This is a genomic window from Litorivivens lipolytica, assembly GCF_014191715.1.
GTDB lineage: Bacteria > Pseudomonadota > Gammaproteobacteria > Pseudomonadales > Spongiibacteraceae > Litorivivens > Litorivivens lipolytica.
This window is the reverse complement of the sequence record NZ_JACHWY010000001.1, coordinates 1,739,121-1,764,056: the sequence shown is the minus strand read 5'-3', so window position 1 is coordinate 1,764,056 and position 24,936 is coordinate 1,739,121. Positions and strand designations below refer to the sequence as shown.

Here is a 24,936-nt window from a genome sequence, read left to right as displayed (position 1 = left end):
TCATGGCGGGCCACAGTAAATGGGCCAATATAAAACACCGCAAGGCCGCGCAGGATGCTAAGCGCGGCAAGGTGTTCACCAAGATTATTCGTGAAATTGTAGTCGCTGCCAAAATGGGTGGCGGACTACCCGAGGACAACCCGCGACTGCGCGCGGTCATGGACAAGGCCCTTGCGGCCAACATGAAGAAAGACACCATCGAAAAGGCCATTGCGCGTGGCACGGGTGATGGTGACGACAGCAACTACGAAGAAGTGACCTACGAGGGCTACGGCTCTGGCGGTGTTGCGGTGCTCGTGGAATGCATGACCGACAACCGCAATCGCACCGTGGCCGAAGTGCGCCATGCCTTCAGCAAGCGCGGCGGCAATCTCGGTACTGATGGTTCCGTTGCCTACTTGTTCAGCCGTGTGGGCCTGATCAGCTTCGCGCCCGGTGCCGATGAAGATGCGCTGATGGAAGCGGCATTGGAAGCCGGTGCGGATGATCTGGTGGCCACCGACGACGGCTCCATCGACGTCTATACACCGTGGGAAGAATTCACTGCGATCAAAAACGCCATCGTTGAGGCGGGTTTCGAACCGGCCAATGCCGAGGTGACCATGAAGCCCTCGACCACCGTTGAGCTGGATCAGAGCGGCGCGGAAACCATTCTGGGTCTGATCGATATGCTGGAAGATCTCGACGATGTGCAGAATGTCTACACCAATGCCGAGATTCCCGACGCAGTGCTGGAAGCACTTTCCTGATACACTCCCCTGCATAGAATAAGGATGACCGCTCCCCCGCGAGCGGCTTTCGCAGGCGGTGACCATGCGTATCATTCTGGGGATTGACCCCGGCTCCGTAAAAACCGGTTTCGGTCTGATTGCCTGTGAAGGCAGTCAGCATACCTATATCAGCAGCGGCGTAATCCGCCTGCCGGTTGGCCCTCTGCCTGCTCGCCTGAAAGTGATTTTTGAGTGTATTTCCGAGATTCTTGAAGAGCACACCCCCACCGAAGTCGCGGTGGAGGAAGTGTTTATGGCGAAGAGCGCCGGCAGTGCGCTCAAGCTGGGCCAGGCTCGCGGCGCAGCGGTAACCGCCTGCGTGAGTCGCGGCTTGCCGGTCGCGGAATACACCGCCCGCCAGATCAAACAGTCGGTGGTGGGAACGGGCGCAGCCAATAAAGAGCAGGTGCAGCATATGGTAAAAACCCTGCTGAAGTTGCCGGCCGCGCCGCAGGAAGATGCTGCCGATGCGCTGGCGGCGGCGCTGTGCCACGCCCACAGCCAGCAGAGTTTGAATAAATTGAATCAACCGACCGTGCGCGGTCGGATGCGACGGGGACGTTTGTCTTGATAGGAAGAATTCGCGGCACGCTAGTCGAAAAGCGTGCACCGGAAGTACTGGTTGAGTGCGCTGGTGTCGGTTACGAAGTGCTGGTTCCCATGACCACCCTCTATCAACTGCCGGAGGTCGGCGCCGAAGTTATTCTTCTGACGCATCACGTTGTCCGCGAGGATGCCCAGCAACTATTCGGCTTTATCGACGCACAAAGCCGGGCTCTGTTTCGCGATCTGATCAAGGTGAACGGCGTTGGCCCGAAACTCGCACTGACCGTTCTCTCCGGTGTCGATGTCGGTGAATTTGTGGCGCTGGTGCTGGCGGAAGATGCGGCGGCATTAGTGAAGTTGCCCGGCGTAGGCAAGAAAACTGCCGAGCGGCTGGTGATTGAAATGCGCGACAAGCTCAAGGATTACGAGCCCGTCGCCGGTGCGCCGGTCACTCATGCGTCAGCCGTTAAAGCTGATGCCGCAGGCGAGGCCGAAGAGGCCCTGATCGCGTTGGGCTACAAGCCACAAGAAGCGGCGCGAGCCATTGCCGCGGTTGAGGGCGAAGGGCTGGCCGTGGAAGACTTAATCCGTCAGGCCTTGAAGGCTATGATAGGTAAGAAATAGTCCTCTCTCCTGTGGGAGAGGGTTAGGGTGAGGGCATACCTCCCAAACTGAATGAACTGACTGATGATTGAAACCGACCGACTGATAGCGCCCGAGCAACAAGATCCCCAGGAAGAAAACCTGGATCGCGCGATTCGCCCGAAAACCTTGGCGGACTATGTCGGTCAGGAAGCGGTGCGCGAGCAGATGGAGATTTTTGTCAGCGCTGCCCGCAAGCGCGAAGAGCCGCTGGATCACACCCTGATCTTCGGTCCGCCCGGTCTGGGTAAAACCACGCTGGCTTCCATTCTCGCCAACGAGATGGGTGTTTCCTTGAAAACCACCTCCGGCCCGGTACTGGAAAAGGCGGGCGATCTGGCGGCGTTGATGACCAATCTTGAGCCGGGTGATGTGCTCTTTATCGACGAGATCCATCGTCTCAGCCCCCATGTGGAGGAGGTGCTGTACCCGGCGATGGAGGATTACCAGCTCGATATCATGATTGGCGAAGGCCCTGCGGCCCGCTCCATCAAACTGGATCTGCCCCCCTTTACCCTGGTGGGCGCCACCACCCGCGCCGGTCTACTGACCTCGCCATTGCGCGATCGTTTCGGCATTGTGCAGCGGCTGGAGTTTTATCAGGTTAAGGATCTGACGCATATTGTTAAGCGCTCGGCCGGGATTCTGGGTATCGGGATTGACGATGGCGGTGCCTTGGAAATTGCACGCCGGGCGCGGGGTACCCCCCGGATTGTCAATCGCCTGCTCAGGCGCGTTCGTGACTACGCGGAAGTGAAAGGCGATGGCTTTATCGATAAGGGCATCTCTGACCGGGCGCTGGATATGCTGAAGGTCGACGCCCTTGGCTTCGATCGTCTCGACCGCCGCTTGTTGATGGCGATGATCGAAAAGTTCGATGGTGGCCCGGTCGGTGTCGACTCACTGGCGGCGGCGATTAGCGAAGAGCGTGGCACCATTGAAGATGTGCTTGAGCCCTATTTGATTCAGCAAGGCTATATCATTCGCACCCCGCGTGGCCGGGTTGTGACCCAGAGCGCTTACCGTCACTTCGGTTTGAAGCTGCCCCAATCGCACAGCCAAGCTCACACCCAAGCCCAAGATCAACTGCCCCTTGATGATCGGGATGAGGGCTGATGCGTGAATATTCCCTGCCAGTTCGTGTCTATATAGAAGATACTGACGCTGGCGGTATTGTCTATTACGTCAACTACCTCAAGTTTATGGAGCGGGCTCGCACCGAATGGATGCGCTCGGCCGGTTACGGCAAAACGGCCATCTTCAGTCACGACAGTATGTTTGTGGTGACCGAGACCGCCATCAAATATTTAAAACCGGCAACGCTGGACGATGAACTTATCGTCACGGCTGCAGTCTCTGCGGTTCGGGGTGTTTCTATTACCTTTGAGCAATCGGTGAGACGCGGTTCTGAAATTTTATGTCAGGGGTCTGTTCAAGTCGCCTGTGTTGACCGTCAGAGCTTGAAACCCCGAAGAATTCCTGCTGATATGCGCGCGCAACTGCAAAACGGAGAATAAGGTGAACCACGAACTCACGATAATGGATCTGATTCTGAATGCCAGCCTGTTTGTACAGTGCATCATGGGCATTCTGGTGCTGGCGTCGGTTGTATCCTGGTTCGTCATTATCCAGCGCTGGTCCTATTTTAGTGCGGCCCAGCGTGCCTACCGTCTGTTTGAACAACAGTTCTGGTCTGGTATTGATCTCGGCGACCTGTATCAGGAAGGCAGCGCCAAGGCGGAAAAAGGCTATCGCGCTATCGGCACCGAAAGTATCTTCCGTTCAGGCTTTAAGGAGTTCAATCGTCTGCGCCGCAAGAATGCCAGCCCCGAAGTGATTATGGATGGTGCCGAACGCGCCATGCGTGTTGCGTTGTCACGCGAAGATGACAGTCTCGAGAAAAACCTGCCGTTTCTGGCCACCGTTGGTTCCACCAGCCCCTATGTCGGTCTGTTAGGTACGGTGTGGGGCATCATGGGTTCTTTCCAGGGCTTGGCGACCATGCATCAGGCCACGCTGGCGGTTGTGGCGCCGGGTATCTCCGAGGCCTTGGTGGCAACCGCAATGGGTCTGTTCGCAGCGATTCCTGCGGTGGTTGCGTTCAACCGCTTCTCGGCCACTGCGGATTCTCTCGAAAACAAGTACCAGACTTTTGCCGAGGAATTTTCCAGCCTGCTGTACCGTCAGGTACACAGCAGCCGCTAAGGGGGCGTTATGAAAGCCGCGCGCAAAAAACGCAAACCCATGGCCGAGATGAACGTCGTTCCCTATATCGACGTGATGCTGGTGCTGCTGATTGTTTTTATGGTGACGGCGCCGCTGCTTATGCAGGGCGTTAAAGTGGAATTGCCCAAAGCCCCGGCCGAGCCGATGGGCGAACAGGATGATGAGCCCCTGATCGTATCGGTCAAAGCCGACGGTACTCTCTACATTAATATGGGTGATGCGGAAAAGGCTCGTGCGCTGGATGATATTACCGAGCGTGTGCGCAAGGTCATGAAGCAAAAGCCCGAAACCAAAGTGTTGGTGTGGGGCGATGAGGCCGTCCGCTACGGTGAAGTGGTTACCCTGATGGCCGCGCTGCAGGGTGCCGGTGCGCCATCAGTTGGGCTTGTGACGGAAAATCCCCGCTAGCCTATGTGGCTCTCATTTATTAAACCGCTCCTGTTAACCCTGCTGATGCATGGTATTGGCATCGCTTTGCTGGTGTTTGGCCTTCCCGATGCTGAAGACAAGCTGCTGGCTCGCCCCATGCCCAAGTTCGTCAATGCTGAGTTGGTGGTGCTGGAAAAACCTCAGCCCAAACCCAAACCAGCGCCGAAGCCCAAACCAGAACCCAAGCCAGCACCAAAACCCGAGCCCAAGCCTGCTCCTAAGCCGGAACCCAAACCCCAGCCCAAACCCGAGCCGAAAAAAGAGCCGGCGCCCAAGCCCAAGGTCGATGAGGCTAAAAAGAAGGCTGAGCAGGAGAAGGCGGAGCAGGCGCGACGTGATGCCCTTAAAGAACAGCAGCGTCGGGAATTGGAAAGCGCCCTGTCTGAAGATGAAGAGCTGCTCGAGGCGCAGGAACAGCGTCAGGTCGCTGCGACTTACGAGAGCCGGATAGCGCGTGCGGTAGAGTTGGCCTGGAGTCGCCCGCCGAGCGCGCGTGACGGCATGCGGGTCAAGCTGCGTATTCGCCTGATTCCCACGGGCGAAGTCGTGGATGTTAAGGTTATCGACAGTAGCGGTGATGCAGCCTTTGACCGATCGGCCCTGCAGGCAGTGCAGAAAGTCGGCGGCTTCCCGGAGCTGCAGAATGTGGAATACCGGGTGTTCAAGCAGTATTTTGAAACCTTTGTCTTTGATTTCCGACCGGAGGATTTACGGCGATGAGAAAGATAGTGGCCAGCCTGCTGTTGTGTGGTGGCATGATTGTGAGCGCGCTGGCGCAGGCGGAGCTGACCATCGAAATCACCCGCGGCAGCGACAAGCCGGTCTCGATCGCTGTTGTGCCCTTCGGCTGGGAAGCCGGGGTCTCGCTGCCGGATGATATTGCGGCCATCGTCGGTTCCGACCTGCACCGCACCGGTCAGTTTGAGCCGATGAGTCCGGCCGATATGCTCAGTCAGCCCAAAACCGAGGCCGAGGTGTTCTACCGCGACTGGCGTTCGCTCGGTGTCGACTATCTGGTGATTGGCAAAACCCGCGGCCTGCCGGAAGGCGGTTATGCGGCAGAGTTCACCCTGTTCGATGTTAACCTTCAGCGCAAGATGATGACCGGCGAAGAGCGGGGTGGTCGCGCCAATGTTCGGGACATGGCCCACGGCATCAGTAATCAGATATATGAAAAAATAACAAATATAAAAGGCGCTTTTGCAACAAAGCTTCTGTATGTTTCCGCGCGCAGGCTGGAGGGTGGAAAACAGGTCTTCCGGCTGGTGATGAGTGATATTGATGGTGCCCGCGAGCAAGTGTTGCTCGAGCAGAGTGAGCCCATCCTCGCACCAACCTGGGCGCCCAATGGCAGAATCATTGCCTACGTCTCCTTCGAAACCACCCGTCCCGCTATTTACATGCACAATCTGGATACTGCGCAGCGCGTTCAGCTGACCAATTTCCGGGGTATTAACGGTGGGCCCGTGTGGTCGCCAGACGGTAAGTCGATGGCGATGGTGCTCTCCAAGGATGGTAACCCGGAAATCTACGTGATGGATTTGGCGACGCGCGCTCTACGGCGAGTGACCAATCACTTCGCGATTGACACAGAGCCGGACTGGATGGACAACAACTCCCTGATCTTTACCTCTGATCGGGGTGGTAAGCCGCAAATCTACCGCGTTGATTTGCGGTCCGAGCGAGTTCAGCGCCTGACCTTTGAGGGTGACTACAATGCGCGTGGTCGTGTACTGAAAGGTGGAGAGGGCTTGGTGATGGTGCACCGTGTAAACGGTCAGTTCCACATTGCCCTGCAGGATTTGAAGCGCAACCGGGTATCCATCCTCACCGAAACTTCGCTGGATGAATCCCCGAGTATGGCGCCTAACAACACGATTCTGCTGTATGCGACGAAGCATCAGGGCAGAGGCGTGTTGGCTGCGGTGTCGGTTGACGGCAATGTGCACTATCGATTGCCGTCAGATTATGGCGATGTGCGAGAACCGGCCTGGTCGCCATTTTTGAAGTAATTGTTGGCTACTTCACGAGTTATCGTTGACAGTAGTCTCAAAGCGTCACATTCTTTCGAACCAGATGAATGTGTTATTGTCTAGCCAGAGACACTTTTTGGAGAAATAGAGGAAGTCCATGGAAATCAAAAAATTGCAGATGTTGGGTGTGGTTTTCGCAGCGATGATGCTGGCGGCCTGTTCTAGCACTGATACTGAGGAAGGCGGTGAAGTAGACAGCGGTCAATCTCTGTCAGGTTTTGACGGTTCTGCCAACGTTCAGCCTGCCAAATCTCAGGCCGAGATCGATCGCGAAGAAGCAATGAAAAACCTGCAAACGGTTTTCTACTTCGAGTTTGATTCATCGACTCTGACTGCTGAAGCTCGTCGTAATCTGGATGCCCAGATTTCTTTCCTGAAAGACTCAGTAGGTACCATCCGTCTGGAAGGTCACGCTGACGAGCGCGGTACTCGTGAGTACAACATTGCTCTGGGTGAGCGTCGTGCCCAGGCTGTTGCTGACTACATGGTGCTGAACGGCATCTCTCGCTACCGCATCGAAACCGTTAGCTACGGTGAAGAGCGCCCGGTAGCCTTCGGTCAGGGCGAATCTGCCTGGTCACAAAACCGTCGCGTTGAACTGAAGTAATTCAGTCCGACTTAGCGGTTAAATGAACGTACTGAAATACCTGATGCCGGCAGCAGCAATGCTGTCGGCACAGTTGTGGGCCCAGGCGCCCATTTATGATGCTACCCAGCCCCCCGCCGGCAGAGCGCCCGCTCAAGCCGTGGGTGAAATCCCTACCGAACAATCCCTGCAGATGGAAATCTACAGCCAGCTGAAAACCCTTCAGCGGGAAATGATGGAACTGCGCGGTATTGTGGAGGAGCAGGGTCACGAGATTCGAACCCTCAAACAGCAGAGCCTGGATCGCTACATTGAACTGGATCGCCGCATCGGTGGTGCCGGTGGCAGTGCTAGCTCCCGCTCCAGCGGCTCCAGCAGCAACAAAACCGTTGCGACCGGAACCGTGCCGGTTGAGGAAGTCGATGCTTATCGTGAGGCCTATGAGTTGGTTAAGGCCAAGCAGTTTGAGCAGGCAATTGCCGGCTTTGAAGATTTTCTGCAGCGTTTTCCCCAAGGCAATTACGCACCCAATGCCATTTACTGGACGGGTGAGTTGCAGTTGGTGAAAACTCCGCGCAATCTCAAAGCAGCGGAAGCTGCCTTTAGCTCTCTGTTGAAGCAGTACCCGGATCACAGCAAGGTGCCCGATGCCATGTATAAGCTCGGTAAGGTGCATTTTCTGTCGGGTAATAAACCGGCCTCCAAGAAAATCCTGAGTGAGCTGATTGCCAAGCACGGCGACAGCAACCGCTCGGCGATTAAATTCGCCCGGCAATTCCTGCAGGATAATTTCTGACAATCGGGTATCATTGCCTTCCCCGGAATTCCAATCCCGGCTTATGCCGGGATTTTTGTATTTATGACCGATACCAGCCTGCGCATTACTGAAATTTTCTATTCCCTGCAGGGTGAGGCACTCACTGTGGGCCTGCCGACGGTCTTCGTGCGCCTGACCGGCTGTCCTTTGCGCTGCCAGTATTGCGATACCGAATATGCCTTTCACGGTGGCGAGCGGCTCACTCAGGCCGAAGTGCTGGAAAAAGTCGCGGCGTTTTTGCCGCGTCATGTCTGTGTGACCGGCGGCGAACCGCTGGCCCAGCCATCCTGTATACCCCTGCTCACGGCTTTGTGTGACGCCGGTTATGAGGTCTCGCTGGAAACCAGCGGCGCCATGCCGGTTAATAAGGTCGATCCGCGCGTATCCCGGGTGGTCGATCTGAAAACCCCGGATTCTGCCGAAAGCAGTCGTAACCTGTGGGACAACATCCCGCTGCTCACAGCACATGATCAGGTCAAGTTTGTTATCTGCTCGCGGCGAGATTATGACTGGGCTCGTCTCCAGCTTGATCACTATCAGCTGTCGGACAAAGTGGGTGCGGTGCTGTTTTCGCCGAGCTTCGGGCAGCAAAACGCATCCGAACTCGCAGACTGGATTGTCGCTGATAACCTTACGGTACGGTTTCAGCTCCAGTTGCACAAACTTCTCTGGAACGATGAGCCGGGCCGCTGAGTTATGACTGCTAAAAAACGCGCTGTTATTCTAGTCTCCGGTGGATTGGATTCCGCCACCGTACTGGCGATGGCCCGCGCGGAAGGCTATGAGTGCTATGCACTGGCCTTCGATTACGGCCAGCGTCACCGGGCTGAGCTGTTGGCAGCCAGCCGTGTGTCTACAGATCTGGGGGCCGCCGAGCACAAGGTCATTCCGCTGGATCTGACCGCCATTGGTGGCTCTGCGCTCACTGACGACAAGATCGCGGTGCCGGATCACAGTGATGAGGGCGGTATCCCCATCACCTACGTGCCGGCGCGCAATACGGTGTTTCTTTCCATTGCGCTGGGCTGGGCCGAAGTGCTTGAAGCGGATGATATTTTTATCGGGGTCAATGCGGTGGACTACTCGGGCTACCCGGATTGCCGCCCGGACTTTATCAAAGCCTTTGAGACTATGGCTAACTTGGCGACCAAGGCCGGTGTCGAGGGGCACCCCCTGCGCATTCGCACGCCACTCATCGATTTGAGCAAGGCCGAGATCATCCAGCGAGGCATGGCATTAGGGGTAGACTATGCCTTGACCGTATCCTGCTACCAGGCGGACAGTGACGGCCGTGCCTGCGGAAAATGCGACAGCTGCTACCTGCGGCGGGAAGGCTTTGTGGCGGCCGGGGTCAATGATCCAACCCGCTACGTTTGAGGCCTAGTTGACGACCAATAACAAAAACGCCCTGACTGATCATCAGGGCGTTTTTGTTATGGCGTAACGGGATTACTGCTGGGGAGCGGGGTGCTTTGCGGCAACTTCCTTGAGCAAGGTCTGCAGCTCACCATTCTCGTGCATTTCGCAGACGATGTCGCAGCCGCCAATCAGCTCACCTTCAACCCACAGTTGGGGGAAGGTCGGCCAGTTGCCTACTTTCGGCAGGTTGGCGCGCACGTCCGGGTTGGACAGCACGTCAACAAAGGCGAAGCGCTCGCCACAGGCCATAACCGCCTGTGAGGTGCGGGCCGAGAAGCCACACTGGGGCTGGTTGGGTGAGCCCTTCATGTAGAGGATGATGGGGTTGTCTTCGATCTGCTTTTTGATCGTTTCGATAATATCCATGGTTACCACCTGCTGAATCGGTTTCACAAGTACGCTAGGCGCGCCATTTTACAGGTTTAGACCACAAAACGCTCGCAATGACGGCGCTGTCGGCACACAAAGCTGATGCATTTTTAGTCAGTTTTAGCGCGCTTAAATTTCTCCAAAAAAAGGTTGTCTTTTGTCAGGAAATCATTACCATATGCGCCTTCTTTAAGGGTCGTTAGCTCAGTTGGTAGAGCAGTTGGCTTTTAACCAATTGGTCGCTGGTTCGAATCCAGCACGACCCACCATACACAAAAGCCTCGCTCAAATGAGCGGGGCTTTTTTGTATGCGGGCCTTTCTGGTTTTTGTTTCCTCAAGCTGGTTCGACAAAACGCACAGCGTTTTAGACGCCGCAGCATCGCTGAGGCGCCCCGCAGGGGTGATTGCGGCCCTGAGGCCGAAATCATCAATCCAGCACGACTCACCGCCGCCGTCGGGTCAGCAATTAAGCTCAAGAATTCCTACGGACAACTTTCATTTCCTAACCAGACTAAAGTTGAGTGTCGAGCGGCAGCTCTGTGGTATTTTTGATTTCCGTTACGGCAATGTGGGAGTGGGTTTCACCTACCATCGGCAGGCTCAGCAGGCGTTCGCGCACGAATACCTCGTAGTGGCGAATGTCTTTGGCCACCACTTTTAGCATATAATCCCAGACGCCGGTCATGGTGTAGCACTCGATCACTTCGGGCAGCGTGCGAACGGCGTCTTCAAAATCTTCCAGATATTGTCGACCCACAGTCGTCAGGTTCACGGTGGTAAACACCACCAGTTCCATGCCGAGTTTTTCTCTGTCCAACAGAGCAACTTTCTTCCGGACGAATCCGGCTTGCTCAATACGGTTGATGCGACGCCAGCACGGCGACTGTGACATATTCAGTGTTTCAGCAATTTCAGTCGAGGTTTTGCTGGCGTCTTTCTGCAGAATATCCAAGATCGTAATGTCCTGCTTGCTGAGTTCTGTAGCCATTTTCAGTCCTAATTAAAGAATAATTATTCCACTATATCGAGAATATAGGTCTACGCAACACGGGTCTCACACATGGGATAAGACAGGTATGGATTTTCAACTCAGCGAAGAACAAACCATGATTCGCGACACCGCCACTCAGTTTGCCGAAAGCGAACTGGCACCGCTGGCGGCAAAGTTTGATCAGGGTGAAGAAAAAGACGCCTTTATGGGCAATCTCAAAAAGCTGGCGGAACTCGGCTTTATGGGTTTAAACATCAAGGCTGAATACGGCGGCACCGAAGCTGGCGTGGTGGCCTTCAGTTTGGCGATTACGGAGCTGGCCAAGGCGTGCGCTTCAACGGCCGTAACGACCTCGGTCACCAATATGGTGGCGGAAGTGATTCAGGCGATGGGCAACGAAGAGCAGCGCCAAAAGTATCTGCCCAAAATTACCTCTGGTGAATATGCGGCCGGCGGATTCTGTTTGACCGAACCGGGCGCAGGTTCTGATCCGGCCGGTATGCGCACCACAGCCGTTAAAGATGGCGACAGCTATATCCTTAACGGTTCCAAAGCCTATATCACCAGCGGTGAATACGCCGGCGTGTTTGTAGTGTGGGCCGTGACCGATAAAACTGCTAAGCGTGGAAAGGGCATCTCGGTTTTTTTGGTGGAAAACGGTATCCCCGGTCTTGTGGTTTGCCCGGCAGAAGAAAAGATGGGCCAGAAAGCCTCGGCAACCAATGCGGTGTACTTTGAAGACTGTCGCATTCCCGCCAGTGCCCTGATGGGTGAGGAAAATCGCGGGCTGCAGGTGGCCCTCGGTGAATTGGCCGGCGGTCGTATTGGCATCGGTTCGCTGGCGCTGGGCATTGGCCAGGCCGCGTTGGACTACGGTCGTGACTACATTAAAGAGCGTGAACAGTTTGGTCAGCCCCTGTCGAACTTTCAGGGTCTGCAGTGGATGCTGGCCGATGGCTACACCGAAATGGAAGCGGCGCGCCTTCTGTTAATGCAGGCGGCCTGTTTAAAAGAGGCGGGCAAACCCTTCGCAACACAGGCCTCCATGGCAAAGTTGTTTGCCACCGAAGCAGCCAATAAAGCCTGTTATACCGGCCTGCAGTTGTTGGGCGGGAATGGTTATAACAAGGAATATCCGCTGGAGCGGATGGCGCGCGATGTGCGGATTACCTCCATCTATGAAGGTACCAGTGAGATTCAGCGCTTGGTGATTTCTAGGGATATTTTGAGCTGATCTTGTTTGCTGCGGGTAGTGTATACCCGCAGTGTTTTTGCGTGTTTGTTCTACTGGCCTGCCTTCGATTTTTCCCGAAATACCGGCCACGCGAGTTCCTCAAGTGTATTGAGTTTGCGCGGACCTAGGCCGAAGCGCTCTTGCTTGCCGTGCGGGAAGTAGGCTGTTCCGAATATCACATCCCATAAAATCAGTGAGGTCGCATAGTTGCTTTTAATGCGCCCATTTTTGCCGAGGCCATGATGCGCGTGGTGGGTGTCGGGCAGAGTGATCACGCGTTCCAGAACCCACATAAAAGGGCGCAACGACGGGATTTGGTGAAGTTTGAGATCCCAGCGCCACTGCACATGGGTGAGCAGTCCAATGCCGAAGGTCATGATGATAAAGGGCAGATAGACGTGTTCCAGCCCCAGGTAGATGGCGATAACCGCAAACCAGCCTTGTGGCTGCAGCATGGGCCAGAATATGTTGTAGCGGAACAGCACGGGCATGCCAAGTTGTTTGGCGGAATGATGAGTGCGGTGTAGCTTCCAGAAATGTTTGTTGGTGTGGGCAAAACGGTGCACCCAATAAAAGCAGAATTCCTCACTCACCCACAGTAACAGGAAGGCGGGCCAGAACGGCGCATCTTCCAGGCTCCCGGCATGCTGCGGAATCATCCAGACCAGCAAAAAGCCGAATAAGGCACCAACAACACGGCTGGAAATCGCCTGCCCGGTCAGGCCGCCAATAGAAAGCAGATAATCACGCGCGGTGGGCCGCTCTGGAAGCTTTCGGCTGTTAATCAGCTCTATGACAAAGCCGAGTACAAAGAGTCCAGCGACCGCTGTCAGGGCCCATTGTTGTGTTGTCATGGTGGTCTCCACTCCCGTGAGTCGCAATGGAGATTATCATAGGCAATAAAACATGTGTTTTAAAGTGGGTGCGCGCAAAATTTGCCGATTCTGAACGGCTTTTAATTTTAGGGGGTAGCTGTGAAGCGGTCGTTCCTTAGGCCACGCCCTTCAGGGTCCGATTGATCCAGCCCAGCAAAAACTTGGACTGGCTGCCGTCGCGATTGACGATTTCGGCGTAGCGGGCCACCTTCGCCATGGCGTAGCGGTAGAGGAATTCCTGTGCCGGGTAGGCGTTGAGCTTGCCGACGGTTATTGGGCCGAGAATGCCGTCGGGGTGGGTTTCGAGGACGTTCTGGGCCAGTTTGACCGCCGTGCCTAGACCGGCGTTTACCGCAAAGTCAAAGAGGGTTTCGGCAATCCGCTGGTCTGTAATCTCGTCGCCACGCAGGCGGCGCCAGAACTGGTCGCGGTAAAACGCTTTGACGCTGTCGCTGAGGGCGGGGTTCTGCAGGTCGTCATTGTCTATATATTGCCAGCCAGACCAGTGCGGATTGTAGCGCCGGGCTATGCCAGCGTAGGTGTCGCCGCCGCGATCACCGGGCACATTATGCAGAATGTAGCCACCCTCGTTGCGGATCATTTCCTCATAGGCAGGTTCGAATTCGGCCATTGTTATTCTCTTATTTACGCCTGTTGCCAAAACAATACACCCGTCTTTTGTGCGGCGTCAAAAATCACATGGCGCCATTTCTTACGTAGCACTAAGCTGAGAACAGTTGAAAAGGGGAGAAGGCATGGAGTTGTCACTGGCACTGGTGGTTATTCTGGTCAGCGGGATTTTGTGCCAATGGCTGGCCTGGCGCCTGAAAATACCCGCCATTGTGCTGTTGGCAACGGCTGGCCTGATTCTGGGGCCGATTTCCGGCTGGGTAAAACCGGCGGTGGACTTTGGCCCGAGTCTGAATGCAGTCATCCAGCTGTTTGTGGCAGTGATCCTGTTTGAAGGCGGCTTGAATCTGCAACTGCATGAGCTGCGCGAAGCCGGTCGTGTGGTGCGCCGCCTGACCTCGGTGGGGGTGGTGGTTGCCTGGGTGCTGGGTTCCGTGGCGGCACATTTTGTCGGTGGTTTAGGCTGGCCCGTGGCGCTGTTGCTGGGTGCCATTTTGGTCGTGACCGGGCCGACGGTCATTATGCCGCTACTTAAGCATGCCAACCTGAATCGTCGCACCGCGTCTTACCTGAAATGGGAGGGTATCATTAATGACCCTCTCGGTGTGATGCTGGCGGTAATCGTCTACCAGTACTTCCTCTATTCCGGCGAAGCGACCGGGCTGGGGCATGCCCTGTATACGCTGGCGGAAGCGATTGTTATTGCGGTATTGGTTGGCGGCGGCGGTGGCTACCTGCTGGGTTTTGCTTTTCGTCGCAGCTGGGTGCCGGAGTATTTAAAGGCGCCGATGATTATTGCGGTGGCGCTTGGCGTTTATGCCCTGTCGCATCTGGTGCTGCATGAAAGCGGCCTGCTGGCAGTCACCGTCATGGGTGTGGTGATGGGCAATATGGGGCTGCGCAGTATTGAAGAAATGCGCCGCTTCAAGGAATACATCACTATTATTCTGGTGTCCTTCCTGTTCGTGATTCTCACCGCCTCACTCGAGCCGCGCGTGCTGACCGAAATCAACTGGCAGCTGATTGCGATGTTGCTGGCCTTTCTGTTTGTGGTACGTCCGCTTACGGTTTGGATCTCCACTGCGCGTATCAACATGCCCTGGCAGGAGCGTTTGCTGGTGGGCTGGATTGCGCCGCGCGGCGTGGTGGCGGCCGCTTCAGCAGGTGCCTTTGCACCGGCCATGATTGAGGCGGGTTACGAGGGCGCTGAATTACTGGTGCCTGCGGTTTTTCTGGTGATCTTCGCAACGGTGATTTTGCATGGCTTCAGCCTCGGGCCACTGGCATCGCGCCTGCGCCTGCGGGCGGAAGGTTCTGGTCGGGTTTTGATTGTCGGTGCCTCACCTTGGTCGGTCGAACTGGCTAAGGTTCTAAAAGAATTGAAAGTTGATGTAATGCTGGCTGATACGGATTGGGCGCGCCTGCGACCTGCTCGCCAGCAGGGTGTGCCAACCTGGTACGGTGAGATTCTCTCTGAACGGGCTGAAGAAGCACTGGAACTCGATGGCGTAAAAGTCATGCTGGCCGCGACTGGTAATGTCGCCTACAACTCAATGGTGTGCAATCACTTTGCTTCCGAGATCGGTCGCAACCGTGTGTATCAGCTGACCGACTCCGAGAACAGTGAAGAGAACGAGCGTCGCAGGGTGTCACACGTTCGGCGCGGCGTTAGCGTATTTTCCCGTAAGGTGACCTTTGGCACCCTGTGGAACAATCTGATCCGCGACTGGCGCTTTCAGAAAACCCGTGTCACCGAAGAATACAGTGGCGATGACATCATCATGCAATTGCCTGATGACGCCATCATGGTAGCGGTCGTCGATAAAGAGGGGCGACTGAACTGGGTGGCAAAAGAAAACCCGAGTTTAAAAGTGGGTGATACCTTGCTGAGTTTTGTGCCGCCGGCCCAGAGCTGATTTGCCAGCGCCTGACGGCCAGCTTACTGTATAGCGCAACATCACAATAATGAGAGGGCGCGGTTATGCGCAAGGGATTGGTATTGGCGGTCATTGTTGTCGCGGCTGTGAGTGGTTATCTGTTTGTGGGTGGCGATGAGCCAGCGCCGGAACGAATTGCTGATCCGCAATCGCTGCGTAAGCTACCTGCGGGCGAAATAGTGGGCTATCGCGATAAATTCGAAACTCACGCCTGGCGTGGAGTCCCCTTTGCACAACCCCCGGTAGGCGAATTGCGCTGGAAGGCACCGCGATCTCTCGCGTCTTGGTCGGGGCAGCGCAACGCGCTGGAGGTCGGCCCACCCTGTGTGCAGTTTTGGGGTGGCAGTGCTGGGGTTCCCGGTGACGAAGGCGAGTTGGTCGGCTCTGAAGATTGCTTAACCTTGAGCGTCTGGGCGCCAGCGATGTTGCCTACTGAACTCGCGGCGGCGCAACTGCCCGTTATGGTCTGGGTTCACGGTGGCGGTAACAGCGTGGGTACCGGCAATACCTACAACGGGCATCATCTCGCGGGTAGTCAGCAGGTTATTGTCGTAACGGTAAATTACCGGCTTGGTGTGCTTGGCTGGTTCAGTCATGAGGCCTTGCGAAATGAAGATGCAAGTGCTGAAGATGTCTCCGGCAATTATGGTCTGCTGGATATTGTCGCGGCTCTTAAGTGGGTGAAATCGAATATTGCAGCGTTTGGTGGTGATCCGGATAACGTGACGGTATTTGGTGAATCCGCGGGTGGACGCAATGTTTACGCGCTGATTGCTTCACCGTCTGCCAGCGGTTTGTTTCATCGGGCTATTGTGCAAAGCGGTTCAACCTTAACGGTTGAGCGCAGTTGGGCGGAAAACACATCGGATCAGTCACCGCGCGGCGCACCCAACAGCTCCGGTAATGTCATTCAAGCATTGCGCGAGGCTGGTGTTCTAAGCACCGTGACTGAGAGCAGCTTGCGCGCTTTGTCCATCGCTGATCTGCACTCCGTGTTTGAAGCGGGAGGTTTCGGTATGTACTCGATTCCAAGCAATATTCGTGATGGTAAGGTGCTGCCGTTGACCTCACTGCAGGCCGCCTTTGCCAGCGGTAGCGGTTATAACCGGGTGCCAATCATGGTTGGTACTAACCGGGACGAGTCCAAAGTGTTTATGGCGCAGGATGAAACGTTAGTCACCCAGCGTTTTGGGCTGTTTCCGACAGTAAAAGACCAGGAGCACTACGACACCTTGGCTGCGCTGTATTCTGACCAGTGGAAGGTGCTTTCAGTGGATGAGCCCGCCCGTTTGCTGGCGGCCAACGATGGCCCAAACGTGTACGCTTACCGCTTTGATTGGGACGAAACGCCCTCTAACTGGTTGGTTGATATGCCCTCGGTACTGGGTGCCGGGCACGCCCTGGAATTGGGTTTCGTATTTGGTGATTTCGAAGGCGGCATCAGCCTCCCTTTTCTCTACAACGAAGAGAATCTTCCCGGACGAGAACAGCTTTCGCAAACCATGATGGGCTACTGGGGGGAGTTTGCGCGCAGTGGTGATCCAGGGCGTGGCAACGGCCAATCACCGCAATGGGAACCTTGGGATGCGCAGCATGAAGTACGGATGGTGTTTGATACCGATGCCGATAACGGCGTTCGAATGGTGTCTGAGTCAGACAGCGTGTCAGCCCTCAAACAGCGCCTGACATCATCCATTGCTTCCCATGACCTACGTTGCAAAATATATGTCGAGCTCTTCCTCACCGGATTCCAAAGTCGCGAATACTGGAGTCAGCAGGAATATACGGCAGCGCAGTGCTCAGAGATTGATCCCTATCAGCGCGCGTTTGCTTCGCCTTGATGTGAGTAAGCCAGCGCTCCGCGAGAGTCAGTGCCCGCTCAGCTCGGCGTCATCGCGATTTTGCTGATCGACAAAAATGAGCTCGTCGGTGTTAAAACCTTTGCTGGCGGCTTCGCTCAGGAAACGCTGCTTTAGCGCGTCGTCGATGGTTGGCGTGCGCGACAGCAGCCACAGGTAATCGTTGTTGAAACCGCTGACAAAGGCGTAGTCGTAATCCTTGCCCAGCTCGAAAATAACGTAGGAGCTGTAAAAAGGCCCAAAGAAGGAAACTTTTAGATAGCCCTGATTGGGTTCGGCGGCAAGCTTGGCTTTACCGACCGCTTCCTTCCACTCACCCTCATTGGTGTCGAAACCGCGATTGCGCACCTCAACCGTACCATTGTCTTGCAGGGTGTACTCGGCGGTTACCTGTTCCAGGCCGCGTTCAAAGGAATGATCGAGGCGGGCAACTTCGTACCAGGTGCCCAGATAGCGCTGAAGTTCAAAGTTATCGACGGGCTGGACCTTGTCGGGCATGCCCATGCAGCCACTGAGGAAGACAGTAGTAAGCAGAATCAGAAGAGGTCTCATGTGCGTGCTACCTTGTTGTTTTGCAGACTATTGTTTTTTAACAAGTGTAGCAGCAAACGCGTGAGGTCTATGCCATTCGGCTTGAGATTGCTTCGTCGTTGCACTCCTCGCAATGACGGTGTGGGCTTGTTGATAGTACAACACCCCGTCATTGCGAGCCTGGCGAAGCAATCTCGCGCCTTCACTGCTTACTTCAACTTTTTGTACTTCACCCGCTCTGGCTGAGCCTTCTCGCCTTTACGCGCGATCAGATCCTCGTGGTACTCGGTGTAGTTGCCTTCAAAGAACACTACTTCCGAGTTGCCTTCGTAGGCGAGGATGTGTGTGGCAATACGGTCGAGGAACCAGCGATCGTGAGAGATCACCATGGCGCAGCCGGGGAAGGTGAGCAGGGCTTCTTCCAGAGCGCGCAGGGTTTCCACGTCCAGATCATTTGAGGGTTCGTCGAGCAGCAATACGTTGCCACCTTGGCGCAGTGTGCAGGCCAGTTGCAGACGGCCGCGCTCACCGCCGGACAGTTCGCCAACGCGTTTTTGCTGGTCGGAGCCTTTGAAGTTGAAGCGGCCGATGTAGGCGCGCGAAGGCACTTCGTAGCCGTTGATGTTGAGAATGTCGTGACCGTCGCTGACGGCTTCCCATACGGTTTTGCTGTCGTCGAGGTTGTCACGCATCTGATCCACAGAAACCAGCTTGACGGTTTCGCCCATCTCGATGCTGCCGCTGTCAGGCGTTTCTTTGCCGGTGAGCATGCGGAACAGAGTCGACTTACCAGCACCGTTACCACCGATCACGCCGACGATGGCGCCCTTGGGCACGGAGAAGCTCAGGTTGTCGAACAGCAGTTGGTCGCCGTAGGACTTGCTGATGCCATTGACCTCAATCACCTTGTCGCCCAAGCGTGGGCCCGGTGGAATGTAGATTTCGTTGGTTTCGTTGCGGGTCTGGAATTCCTGACTTTGCAGTTCTTCAAAGCGCTGCAGACGAGCCTTGCTCTTGGCGCGGCGGCCTTTGGGGTTGCTGCGCACCCATTCCAGTTCCGACTCGATAGTCTTCTTGCGCGAGGCTTCGGATTTGGCTTCCATTTCCAGGCGTTTTTCCTTGGCTTCCAGCCAGTCGGAGTAGTTGCCTTCGTAGGGGATGCCGTGACCGCGGTCCAGTTCCAGAATCCAGCCGGCGGCGTTGTCGAGGAAGTAGCGATCGTGCGTGATGGCGACCACTGTGCCGCTGAAGTCGCAGAGGAAGCGCTCCAGCCACGCTACAGATTCGGCATCCAGGTGGTTGGTGGGTTCGTCTAGCAGCAGCATATCCGGGCCGGACAGCAGCAGGCGACACAAGGCGACGCGGCGCTTTTCACCCCCCGACAGATTAGCGATTTTGGCATCCCACGGGGGCAGACGCAGGGCGTCGGCGGCCACTTCCAGCTGGTGATCCAGATTGTGGGCGTCCGCGGCCTGAATGATGTTTTCCAGTTGCTGCTGCTTTTTGGCGAGTGCATCGAAGTCAGCGTCGGGCTCAGCGTAGGCGGCGTAGACCTTTTCCAGCTCAGCCTGGGCTTCTTTTACTTCGCCCAGACCTTCTTCCACGCTTTCGCGTACGGTCTTTTCTGCATCCAACTCCGGTTCCTGGGGCAGGTAGCCGACCTTGATGCCGGGCTGGGGGCGGGCTTCACCGTTAAATTCGGTGTCCACGCCAGCCATGATGCGCAGCAGGGTGGATTTACCGGCCCCGTTCAGACCGAGTACGCCGATCTTGGCGCCGGGGAAAAACGACAATGAGATGTCTTTAAGGATTTCGCGCTTGGGCGGCACAACCTTGCCGACCCGGTTCATGGTGTATACGTATTGGGCCATGTTGGGTTCCCGTGACTTGCGTTTGAGAGGTGGGCGCAAGTTAGCTGACTTGCGCCTTTGAATCAATTGCGAAGCAGTTTTCCCCTCTCCCTCGGGAGAGGGAACCTATATTCTGGCTTCAGTGCGCCCCCTCTCCAGAGGGAGAGGGCCGGGGTGAGGGGATTCATCCAGCCTTGCGGCTTTCCACTTCCTGCTGGGCCAGATACTCGTCGTAAGTACCCTGAAAATCGATCAATTGCTGATTCTTGATTTCGATCACGCGGGTGGCCAATGAGGAGACAAACTCCCGGTCGTGGCTGACAAAGATCAGGGTGCCGTCGTAGTGCTCCAGCGCGAGGTTCAGGGCCTCGATGGACTCCATATCCAGATGGTTGGTCGGTTCGTCCATGATCAGCACGTTGGTGTCCATCATCATCAGTTTGCCGAATAGCAGGCGGTTCTTTTCGCCCCCTGAGCAGACCTTGGCTTGCTTGTTGAAATCATCCGAGGAGAACAGCAAGCGGCCCAGTGTGGCGCGCACAATCTGGTCGTCGTGGTTGGGTTTGCGCCATTGGCTCATCCAGTCGAACAGGTTCAGGTCGTTGTCGAAATCGCTGCTGCTGTCCTGAGGGCAGTAGCCCAGCGTGGCGTTCTCCGCCCACTTCACTACGCCTTCGTTAATTTGCAGCTCATCCATCAGGCAGCGCAGTAGGGTGGTTTTGCCAGCACCGTTCTCGCCAATAATCGCCAACCGGCTGCCCGCCTCGAGAATCATATTGCCCTTGGCAAACAGGGTTTCGTCAAAACCGTGACCGATGTTTTCCAGCGTCAGCGCCTGACGGTGTAGTTTCTTTTCCTGTGTGAAGCGGATATAGGGCGATACCCGGCTGGAGGCTTTGATCTCGTCGAGCTGGATTTTCTCGATCTGCTTGGCGCGGGAAGTGGCCTGTTTGGCCTTGGAGGCGTTGGCGGAGAAGCGGCTGACAAATTGCTGCAGGTCGGCAATCTGCGCAGATTTTTTCGCGTTCTGGGCCTGCAGTCGCTCGCGCGCGGCGGTGGAGGCGGTCATGAAATCGTCGTAGTTGCCGGGGTAAACGCGCAGCTCGCCGTAGTCGATGTCCGCCATGTGAGTGCACACAGCATTCAGAAAATGGCGGTCGTGGCTGATGATAACCATGGTGCTTTTGCGCTGGTTGAGCACGTCTTCCAGCCAACGGATGGTGTGAATATCGAGGTTGTTGGTGGGCTCGTCCAGCAGCAAGATGTCCGGATCGGAAAACAGGGCCTGGGCCAACAGTACCCGCAATTTCAGGCCGGGAGCGACTTCGCTCATCGGGCTAAAGTGGTATTCCAAATCAATACCCGCGCCGAGCAGAATTTCACCGGCGCTGCTTTCGGCGCTGTAGCCGTCCAGCTCCATAAACCGGGTTTCCAGCTCGGCGACCTTCATGCCGTCTTCTTCAGACATCTCTGCCTGCGAATAGATACGGTCGCGCTCCTGTTTGATTTCCCACAGCTCGGTGTGGCCCATAATCACGGTGTCGATGACCGTGAATTTCTCAAAGGCGAACTGGTCCTGAGACAGCTTGGCGATGCGCTCATTCGGGTCGGTGGACACATTGCCGGAGGTGGGCTTGAGGCTGCCGTCCAGAATTTTCATAAAGGTGGACTTGCCGCAGCCGTTGGCGCCGATCAGCCCGTAGCGGTTGCCGCCGCCGAACTTTACCGAGATATTTTCAAACAGGGGCTTGGCACCAAATTGCATGGTGATATTGGCGGTGGTGATCAAAAAGAAAATCCTTTGCGCGTGCAGCGCAGCGAGAGAAATGTAGAGAGTTTGAAAAGCGTTTGGGAGTTAGCCTACAGTCGGCGGTACAGTACAGGGCACCCATTCCCACCATTCATGCTGACCTTCTTCACCGTCTTCCTTTTTGCGGTGAACATCCCAGGTCACCAGAAAATCCGGGTTTTCGATTTTCTGATCCTCGCTATCGGTAAACGCCCCCTTGGGGGCAATAAACCAACAGCTCAATTCCGGCGGCAGGGTAAAGTCGCGCTCGTCCTGCAAGGGGCGCAGCACAATGCCGTCTTCGCTGGCGCTGTACACCCGCGCGGCGAGCATGCGCTGGTTCAGCACCTCACCGGCGGGGTTGTAGTAGCTGAGGCCGAGAACGCAGGTTTTACCTGTGAGGTCGGCCAGATTGCTGACGGCGTTGGCCATTGTTAAATCATCTTTGGTTATTCAAGTGCCCCGTCATTGCGAGTATAGCGAAGCAACCTCCCATCTGTGGCTCCAGTAGCCTGAGATTGCTTCGTCGTTACACTCCTCGCAATGACGAGTAAATTAAAAAAGAATGCGGCAGCGCAGGGTGCCGGTCACATCTTTCAGTTTGCTCTTGGCCAGTTCGCCGTATTCCTGATCGACATCGATCACAACATAGCCGACATTCTCATTGGTTTGCAGGTACTGGCCAGAGATGTTGATGTTGTTTTCCGAGAAAATCTGGTTGATGGCGCTCATGACGCCCGGCACGTTTTTGTGCACGTGCAGCAGGCGGTGGCGACCGTCTTGCGAGGGCAGGGCCACTTCCGGGAAGTTGACGGAGGTGACGGTGGTCCCGTTGTCCGAGTACTTCACCAGCTTCTCGGCGACTTCCATGCCGATGTTTTCCTGGGCTTCCATGGTGGAGCCGCCAATGTGGGGCGTCAGGAAAACATTGTCGAACTCGCGCAGGGGCGAAATAAATTCGTCGCTGTTGCTCTTGGGCTCAACCGGGAAGACGTCGATGGCCGCACCCAGCAGGCGTCTTTCGCGCAGGGCGTCGCACAGAGCATCGATATCCACCACTGTGCCGCGCGAGGCATTGATCAGAATCGAGCCTTTTTTCATCTGCTCGAATTCTTTCGGGCCGATCATGTTTTTGGTGGATGCGGTTTCCGGTACGTGCAGGCTGACGATGTCGGCGGTGGTCAACAGCTGACTCAGGCTTACCTGCGTCGCATTACCCAGCGGTAGTTTGTTGACCGTGTCGGCAAACATCACTTCCATGCCGAGGCCTTCCGCCAGTACCGAAAGCTGCATGCCAATGGAGCCGTAACCGATAATACCCAGCTTTTTGCCACGAATTTCGTAGGAATCCGTAGCCGTTTTCATCCACTCGCCACGGTGGGCAGCGGCGTTTTTGGCGGCAATGCCGCGCAGCAGCAGGATGGCTTCGGCCAACACCAGTTCAGCCACCGAACGGGTGTTGGAGTAGGGGGCGTTGAACACGGCGACGCCGCGCTCGACCGCTGCGCCGAGATCGACCTGATTGGTGCCGATGCAGAAACAGCCAATGGCGTTCAGTTTAGGGGCGGCTTCCAGCACTTCGCGGGTAATCTGGGTGCGCGAACGGATGCCCACAAAATGGGCGTCCTTGATGCTTTCCAGCAGTTCGTCGCCTTCCAGCGCCTTCTTGTGGTACTCGATATTGGTATAGCCAGCGTTCTCCAGCAGGCTCACGGCGGACTGGTGTACGCCTTCCAGCAGGAGGAATTTGATCTTGGCCTTGTCGAGGGATTTCTTTGCCATGGGTGTCGGAGCGTCCAGCGGTACAGGAAAAGGCGCGTATGGTACCATAAGCGCCCTTTCGGAATCGCCCATTTCACGCCGTTTCAACTGCCAGATATTGAGGTTATAAGCTCCATGAATTCAGCCGCGTCCCGCGAGAGCGCCGAGGTCATTGTTTCCCAGTTACAAGAGATCGTTGGCGAGGCCAATGTGCGGGTTTCAGACGAGGATTTTGCCACCTTTGGTCGGGATTGGACCCGCGCTGTCGACCCCAATCCCGTCGCCATTGTCTTTCCACGCTCCATCGAGCAGGTGCAGGCGGTGATTCGCCGGGCCAACGATCTGGAGTTCGGTATCGTGCCCAGTGGTGGTCGCACCGGCCTGAGCGGTGGCGCGGTGGCGGCTAACGGTGAAGTCGTACTGGCGCTGGACTATATGAACGCTATCAGCGGTTTTGATCCCATCGACCGCACGGTGGTTTGCGAGGCCGGGGTGATCACCGAACAGCTGCAACAATACGCCGAGGAGCAGGGCCTGTTTTACCCGGTGGATTTCGCTTCAGCGGGTTCTTCACAGATTGGCGGCAATATCTCCACCAATGCTGGCGGTATTAAAGTGATTCGCTATGGCATGACCCGCGACTGGGTGGCCGGTTTGAAGGTCGTGACCGGAACCGGCGAGCTGCTGGAGCTGAACAATGGTTTGCTTAAAAACAATGCCGGCTACGACCTGCGGCAGCTCTTTATCGGTGCTGAGGGCACCTTGGGTGTGGTGGTGGAAGCGACTATTCAGCTCACCCGTCAGCCCCATGACCTGACCGCGCTGGTGCTGGGTGTGCCGGATTTTGATGCCTTGATGAAGGTGTTTAATCAGTTTCAGTCTGGCATTGATCTGACTGCCTTTGAGTTCTTCTCCGAGCAGGCCTTGCAGAAAGTGGTTGAGCATCAGGGGCTGGCCCGCCCCTTTGAAAGCGTCACGCCCTTTTACTGCCTGTTGGAGTTCGAACGCCTGAATGAACACGTGGAAGAACAGGCCATGGCAATGTTTGAAGCAGCGGTCGAGCAGGGCTGGGTCGTGGATGGGGTGATGAGCCAGTCACTGGAACAGCTGAAAAACCTGTGGCGCCTGCGTGAGGATATCTCCGAGACCATTTCCCGCTGGACGCCCTACAAAAACGATATTTCCACGGTGATCTCCAAAGTGCCCGAATTTCTGGTGGCGGTGGAAAACGTGGTTAACGCCCGTTATCCGGATTTCGAGATTATCTGGTTTGGCCATATCGGCGATGGCAATGTCCACCTGAATATTCTCAAACCCGATAGCCTCGACAAGACTACGTTTTTTGAGCAGTGCAGCGAAGTGAGTCTGGAAGTGTTTGATATCGTCGAGCGCTTCGGTGGCAGTGTGTCCGCCGAACACGGCGTCGGCCTGCTGAAAAAGCCCTACCTCAAGTACACCCGCAGCGCGGCTGAAATTGCGGCGATGAAGGCGATCAAGGTGGTGTTTGATCCCAAGGGTGTGATGAACCCCGGTAAAGTCTTTGACTGACCCTGCGTTATCGTCTACGCGTTAGATCTGACGCAGTTCCCAGTCGGGGCTGCCGGTTATTGATCTGGCGCGATTTCGCAATTGTTTTATGTT

26 protein-coding genes and 1 tRNA gene are annotated in these 24,936 nt (G+C 55.9%); 18 read left to right on the top strand and 9 right to left on the bottom strand.

What is annotated here, in order from left to right:
• Positions 1-2: 2 nt before the first annotated feature.
• From FHR99_RS08160 to queC, 13 genes are all read left to right on the top strand, one after another.
• Positions 3-749, top strand: a complete 747-nt coding sequence (locus FHR99_RS08160) for a YebC/PmpR family DNA-binding transcriptional regulator (RefSeq protein ID WP_183410009.1) — start codon at positions 3-5, stop codon at positions 747-749.
• A gap of 64 nt (positions 750-813) precedes the next feature.
• A complete protein-coding gene (gene ruvC, locus FHR99_RS08155; protein ID WP_183410008.1) occupies positions 814-1,341 on the top strand; it encodes a crossover junction endodeoxyribonuclease RuvC in 528 nt (175 codons plus the stop codon).
• The gene (ruvA, locus tag FHR99_RS08150; protein WP_183410007.1) at positions 1,338-1,940 is read left to right on the top strand and encodes a Holliday junction branch migration protein RuvA; all 603 of its coding nucleotides are present in this window, start codon (positions 1,338-1,340) and stop codon (positions 1,938-1,940) included. The genes ruvC and ruvA overlap by 4 nt, the downstream gene beginning before the upstream one ends.
• A 63-nt stretch (positions 1,941-2,003) precedes the next feature.
• Complete coding sequence (gene ruvB / locus FHR99_RS08145) at positions 2,004-3,074, top strand: Holliday junction branch migration DNA helicase RuvB (RefSeq protein ID WP_183410006.1); 1,071 nt, start codon at positions 2,004-2,006, stop codon at positions 3,072-3,074.
• Entirely contained in the window at positions 3,074-3,475 is a 402-nt protein-coding gene (gene ybgC, locus FHR99_RS08140; protein WP_183410005.1) for a tol-pal system-associated acyl-CoA thioesterase, read from the top strand. The genes ruvB and ybgC overlap by 1 nt, the downstream gene beginning before the upstream one ends.
• Position 3,476: 1 nt before the next feature.
• Positions 3,477-4,163 (top strand): protein TolQ, encoded by a 687-nt coding sequence (gene tolQ / locus FHR99_RS08135; protein ID WP_183410004.1) that lies wholly within the window; start codon positions 3,477-3,479, stop codon positions 4,161-4,163.
• A 9-nt stretch (positions 4,164-4,172) separates the two neighbouring features.
• Positions 4,173-4,592 (top strand): protein TolR, encoded by a 420-nt coding sequence (gene tolR / locus FHR99_RS08130; protein WP_246386474.1) that lies wholly within the window; start codon positions 4,173-4,175, stop codon positions 4,590-4,592.
• Between the two features lie 3 nt (positions 4,593-4,595).
• Positions 4,596-5,333, top strand: a complete 738-nt coding sequence (gene tolA, locus FHR99_RS08125; protein WP_183410003.1) for a cell envelope integrity protein TolA — start codon at positions 4,596-4,598, stop codon at positions 5,331-5,333.
• Complete coding sequence (tolB, locus tag FHR99_RS08120) at positions 5,330-6,625, top strand: Tol-Pal system beta propeller repeat protein TolB (protein WP_183410002.1); 1,296 nt, start codon at positions 5,330-5,332, stop codon at positions 6,623-6,625. Before tolA ends, tolB begins: the two co-directional genes overlap by 4 nt.
• Positions 6,626-6,743: 118 nt before the next feature.
• Positions 6,744-7,253: a peptidoglycan-associated lipoprotein Pal gene (pal, locus tag FHR99_RS08115; protein WP_183410001.1), complete on the top strand. Its 510-nt coding sequence runs from the start codon at positions 6,744-6,746 to the stop codon at positions 7,251-7,253.
• Between the two features lie 22 nt (positions 7,254-7,275).
• Positions 7,276-8,028 (top strand): tol-pal system protein YbgF, encoded by a 753-nt coding sequence (gene ybgF, locus FHR99_RS08110; RefSeq protein ID WP_183410000.1) that lies wholly within the window; start codon positions 7,276-7,278, stop codon positions 8,026-8,028.
• Between the two features lie 63 nt (positions 8,029-8,091).
• A complete protein-coding gene (queE, locus tag FHR99_RS08105; protein WP_183409999.1) occupies positions 8,092-8,742 on the top strand; it encodes a 7-carboxy-7-deazaguanine synthase QueE in 651 nt (216 codons plus the stop codon).
• 3 nt (positions 8,743-8,745) lie between these two features.
• Positions 8,746-9,426 carry a 7-cyano-7-deazaguanine synthase QueC gene (queC, locus tag FHR99_RS08100; protein ID WP_183409998.1) on the top strand — a complete coding sequence of 227 codons (681 nt, stop codon included), beginning with the start codon at positions 8,746-8,748 and terminating at the stop codon, positions 9,424-9,426.
• A gap of 72 nt (positions 9,427-9,498) precedes the next feature.
• Here the strand turns inward: queC and grxD are convergent, their stop codons facing one another.
• Positions 9,499-9,834: a Grx4 family monothiol glutaredoxin gene (grxD, locus tag FHR99_RS08095; RefSeq protein ID WP_183409997.1), complete on the bottom strand. Its 336-nt coding sequence runs from the start codon at positions 9,832-9,834 to the stop codon at positions 9,499-9,501.
• A 196-nt stretch (positions 9,835-10,030) separates the two neighbouring features.
• Here grxD and FHR99_RS08090 point away from each other — a divergent pair.
• Positions 10,031-10,106: transfer RNA gene (locus tag FHR99_RS08090), tRNA-Lys, on the top strand.
• A 243-nt stretch (positions 10,107-10,349) separates the two neighbouring features.
• On the opposite strand, the gene FHR99_RS08085 is transcribed toward FHR99_RS08090, so the two are convergent.
• The gene (locus FHR99_RS08085) at positions 10,350-10,826 is read right to left on the bottom strand and encodes an Lrp/AsnC family transcriptional regulator (protein ID WP_183409996.1); all 477 of its coding nucleotides are present in this window, start codon (positions 10,824-10,826) and stop codon (positions 10,350-10,352) included.
• An 88-nt stretch (positions 10,827-10,914) separates the two neighbouring features.
• Between FHR99_RS08085 and FHR99_RS08080 the strand changes: the two genes are divergently transcribed.
• Positions 10,915-12,063, top strand: coding sequence for an acyl-CoA dehydrogenase family protein (locus FHR99_RS08080; RefSeq protein WP_183409995.1), 1,149 nt, complete (start codon positions 10,915-10,917; stop codon positions 12,061-12,063).
• A gap of 50 nt (positions 12,064-12,113) precedes the next feature.
• Here the strand turns inward: FHR99_RS08080 and FHR99_RS08075 are convergent, their stop codons facing one another.
• Positions 12,114-12,917, bottom strand: coding sequence for a sterol desaturase family protein (locus tag FHR99_RS08075; RefSeq protein WP_183409994.1), 804 nt, complete (start codon positions 12,915-12,917; stop codon positions 12,114-12,116).
• A 136-nt stretch (positions 12,918-13,053) separates the two neighbouring features.
• Positions 13,054-13,569 carry a glycoside hydrolase family 108 protein gene (locus FHR99_RS08070; protein WP_183409993.1) on the bottom strand — a complete coding sequence of 172 codons (516 nt, stop codon included), beginning with the start codon at positions 13,567-13,569 and terminating at the stop codon, positions 13,054-13,056.
• Positions 13,570-13,693: 124 nt separating this feature from the next.
• Between FHR99_RS08070 and FHR99_RS08065 the strand changes: the two genes are divergently transcribed.
• Positions 13,694-15,484 carry a cation:proton antiporter gene (locus FHR99_RS08065; RefSeq protein WP_183409992.1) on the top strand — a complete coding sequence of 597 codons (1,791 nt, stop codon included), beginning with the start codon at positions 13,694-13,696 and terminating at the stop codon, positions 15,482-15,484.
• Positions 15,485-15,549: 65 nt separating this feature from the next.
• Positions 15,550-17,346: a carboxylesterase/lipase family protein gene (locus tag FHR99_RS08060; RefSeq protein WP_183409991.1), complete on the top strand. Its 1,797-nt coding sequence runs from the start codon at positions 15,550-15,552 to the stop codon at positions 17,344-17,346.
• 27 nt (positions 17,347-17,373) lie between these two features.
• On the opposite strand, the gene FHR99_RS08055 is transcribed toward FHR99_RS08060, so the two are convergent.
• The 5 genes from FHR99_RS08055 to serA all read right to left on the bottom strand — a co-directional run bounded on the left by FHR99_RS08055 (position 17,374) and on the right by serA (position 23,316).
• On the bottom strand, positions 17,374-17,916 hold the full coding sequence (locus FHR99_RS08055) for a lipocalin family protein (protein WP_183409990.1): 543 nt from the start codon (positions 17,914-17,916) through the stop codon (positions 17,374-17,376).
• Between the two features lie 188 nt (positions 17,917-18,104).
• Positions 18,105-19,766 carry an energy-dependent translational throttle protein EttA gene (gene ettA / locus FHR99_RS08050; protein ID WP_183409989.1) on the bottom strand — a complete coding sequence of 554 codons (1,662 nt, stop codon included), beginning with the start codon at positions 19,764-19,766 and terminating at the stop codon, positions 18,105-18,107.
• Positions 19,767-19,929: 163 nt separating this feature from the next.
• Complete coding sequence (locus FHR99_RS08045) at positions 19,930-21,534, bottom strand: ABC-F family ATPase (RefSeq protein ID WP_183409988.1); 1,605 nt, start codon at positions 21,532-21,534, stop codon at positions 19,930-19,932.
• 66 nt (positions 21,535-21,600) lie between these two features.
• A complete protein-coding gene (locus FHR99_RS08040) occupies positions 21,601-21,966 on the bottom strand; it encodes a hypothetical protein (RefSeq protein ID WP_183409987.1) in 366 nt (121 codons plus the stop codon).
• A gap of 123 nt (positions 21,967-22,089) precedes the next feature.
• Positions 22,090-23,316, bottom strand: a complete 1,227-nt coding sequence (gene serA / locus FHR99_RS08035; protein ID WP_183409986.1) for a phosphoglycerate dehydrogenase — start codon at positions 23,314-23,316, stop codon at positions 22,090-22,092.
• A 114-nt stretch (positions 23,317-23,430) separates the two neighbouring features.
• On the opposite strand from serA, the gene FHR99_RS08030 reads away from it, so the two are divergent.
• Complete coding sequence (locus tag FHR99_RS08030; protein ID WP_183409985.1) at positions 23,431-24,843, top strand: FAD-binding oxidoreductase; 1,413 nt, start codon at positions 23,431-23,433, stop codon at positions 24,841-24,843.
• The last annotated feature ends 93 nt before the right edge of the window (positions 24,844-24,936 follow it).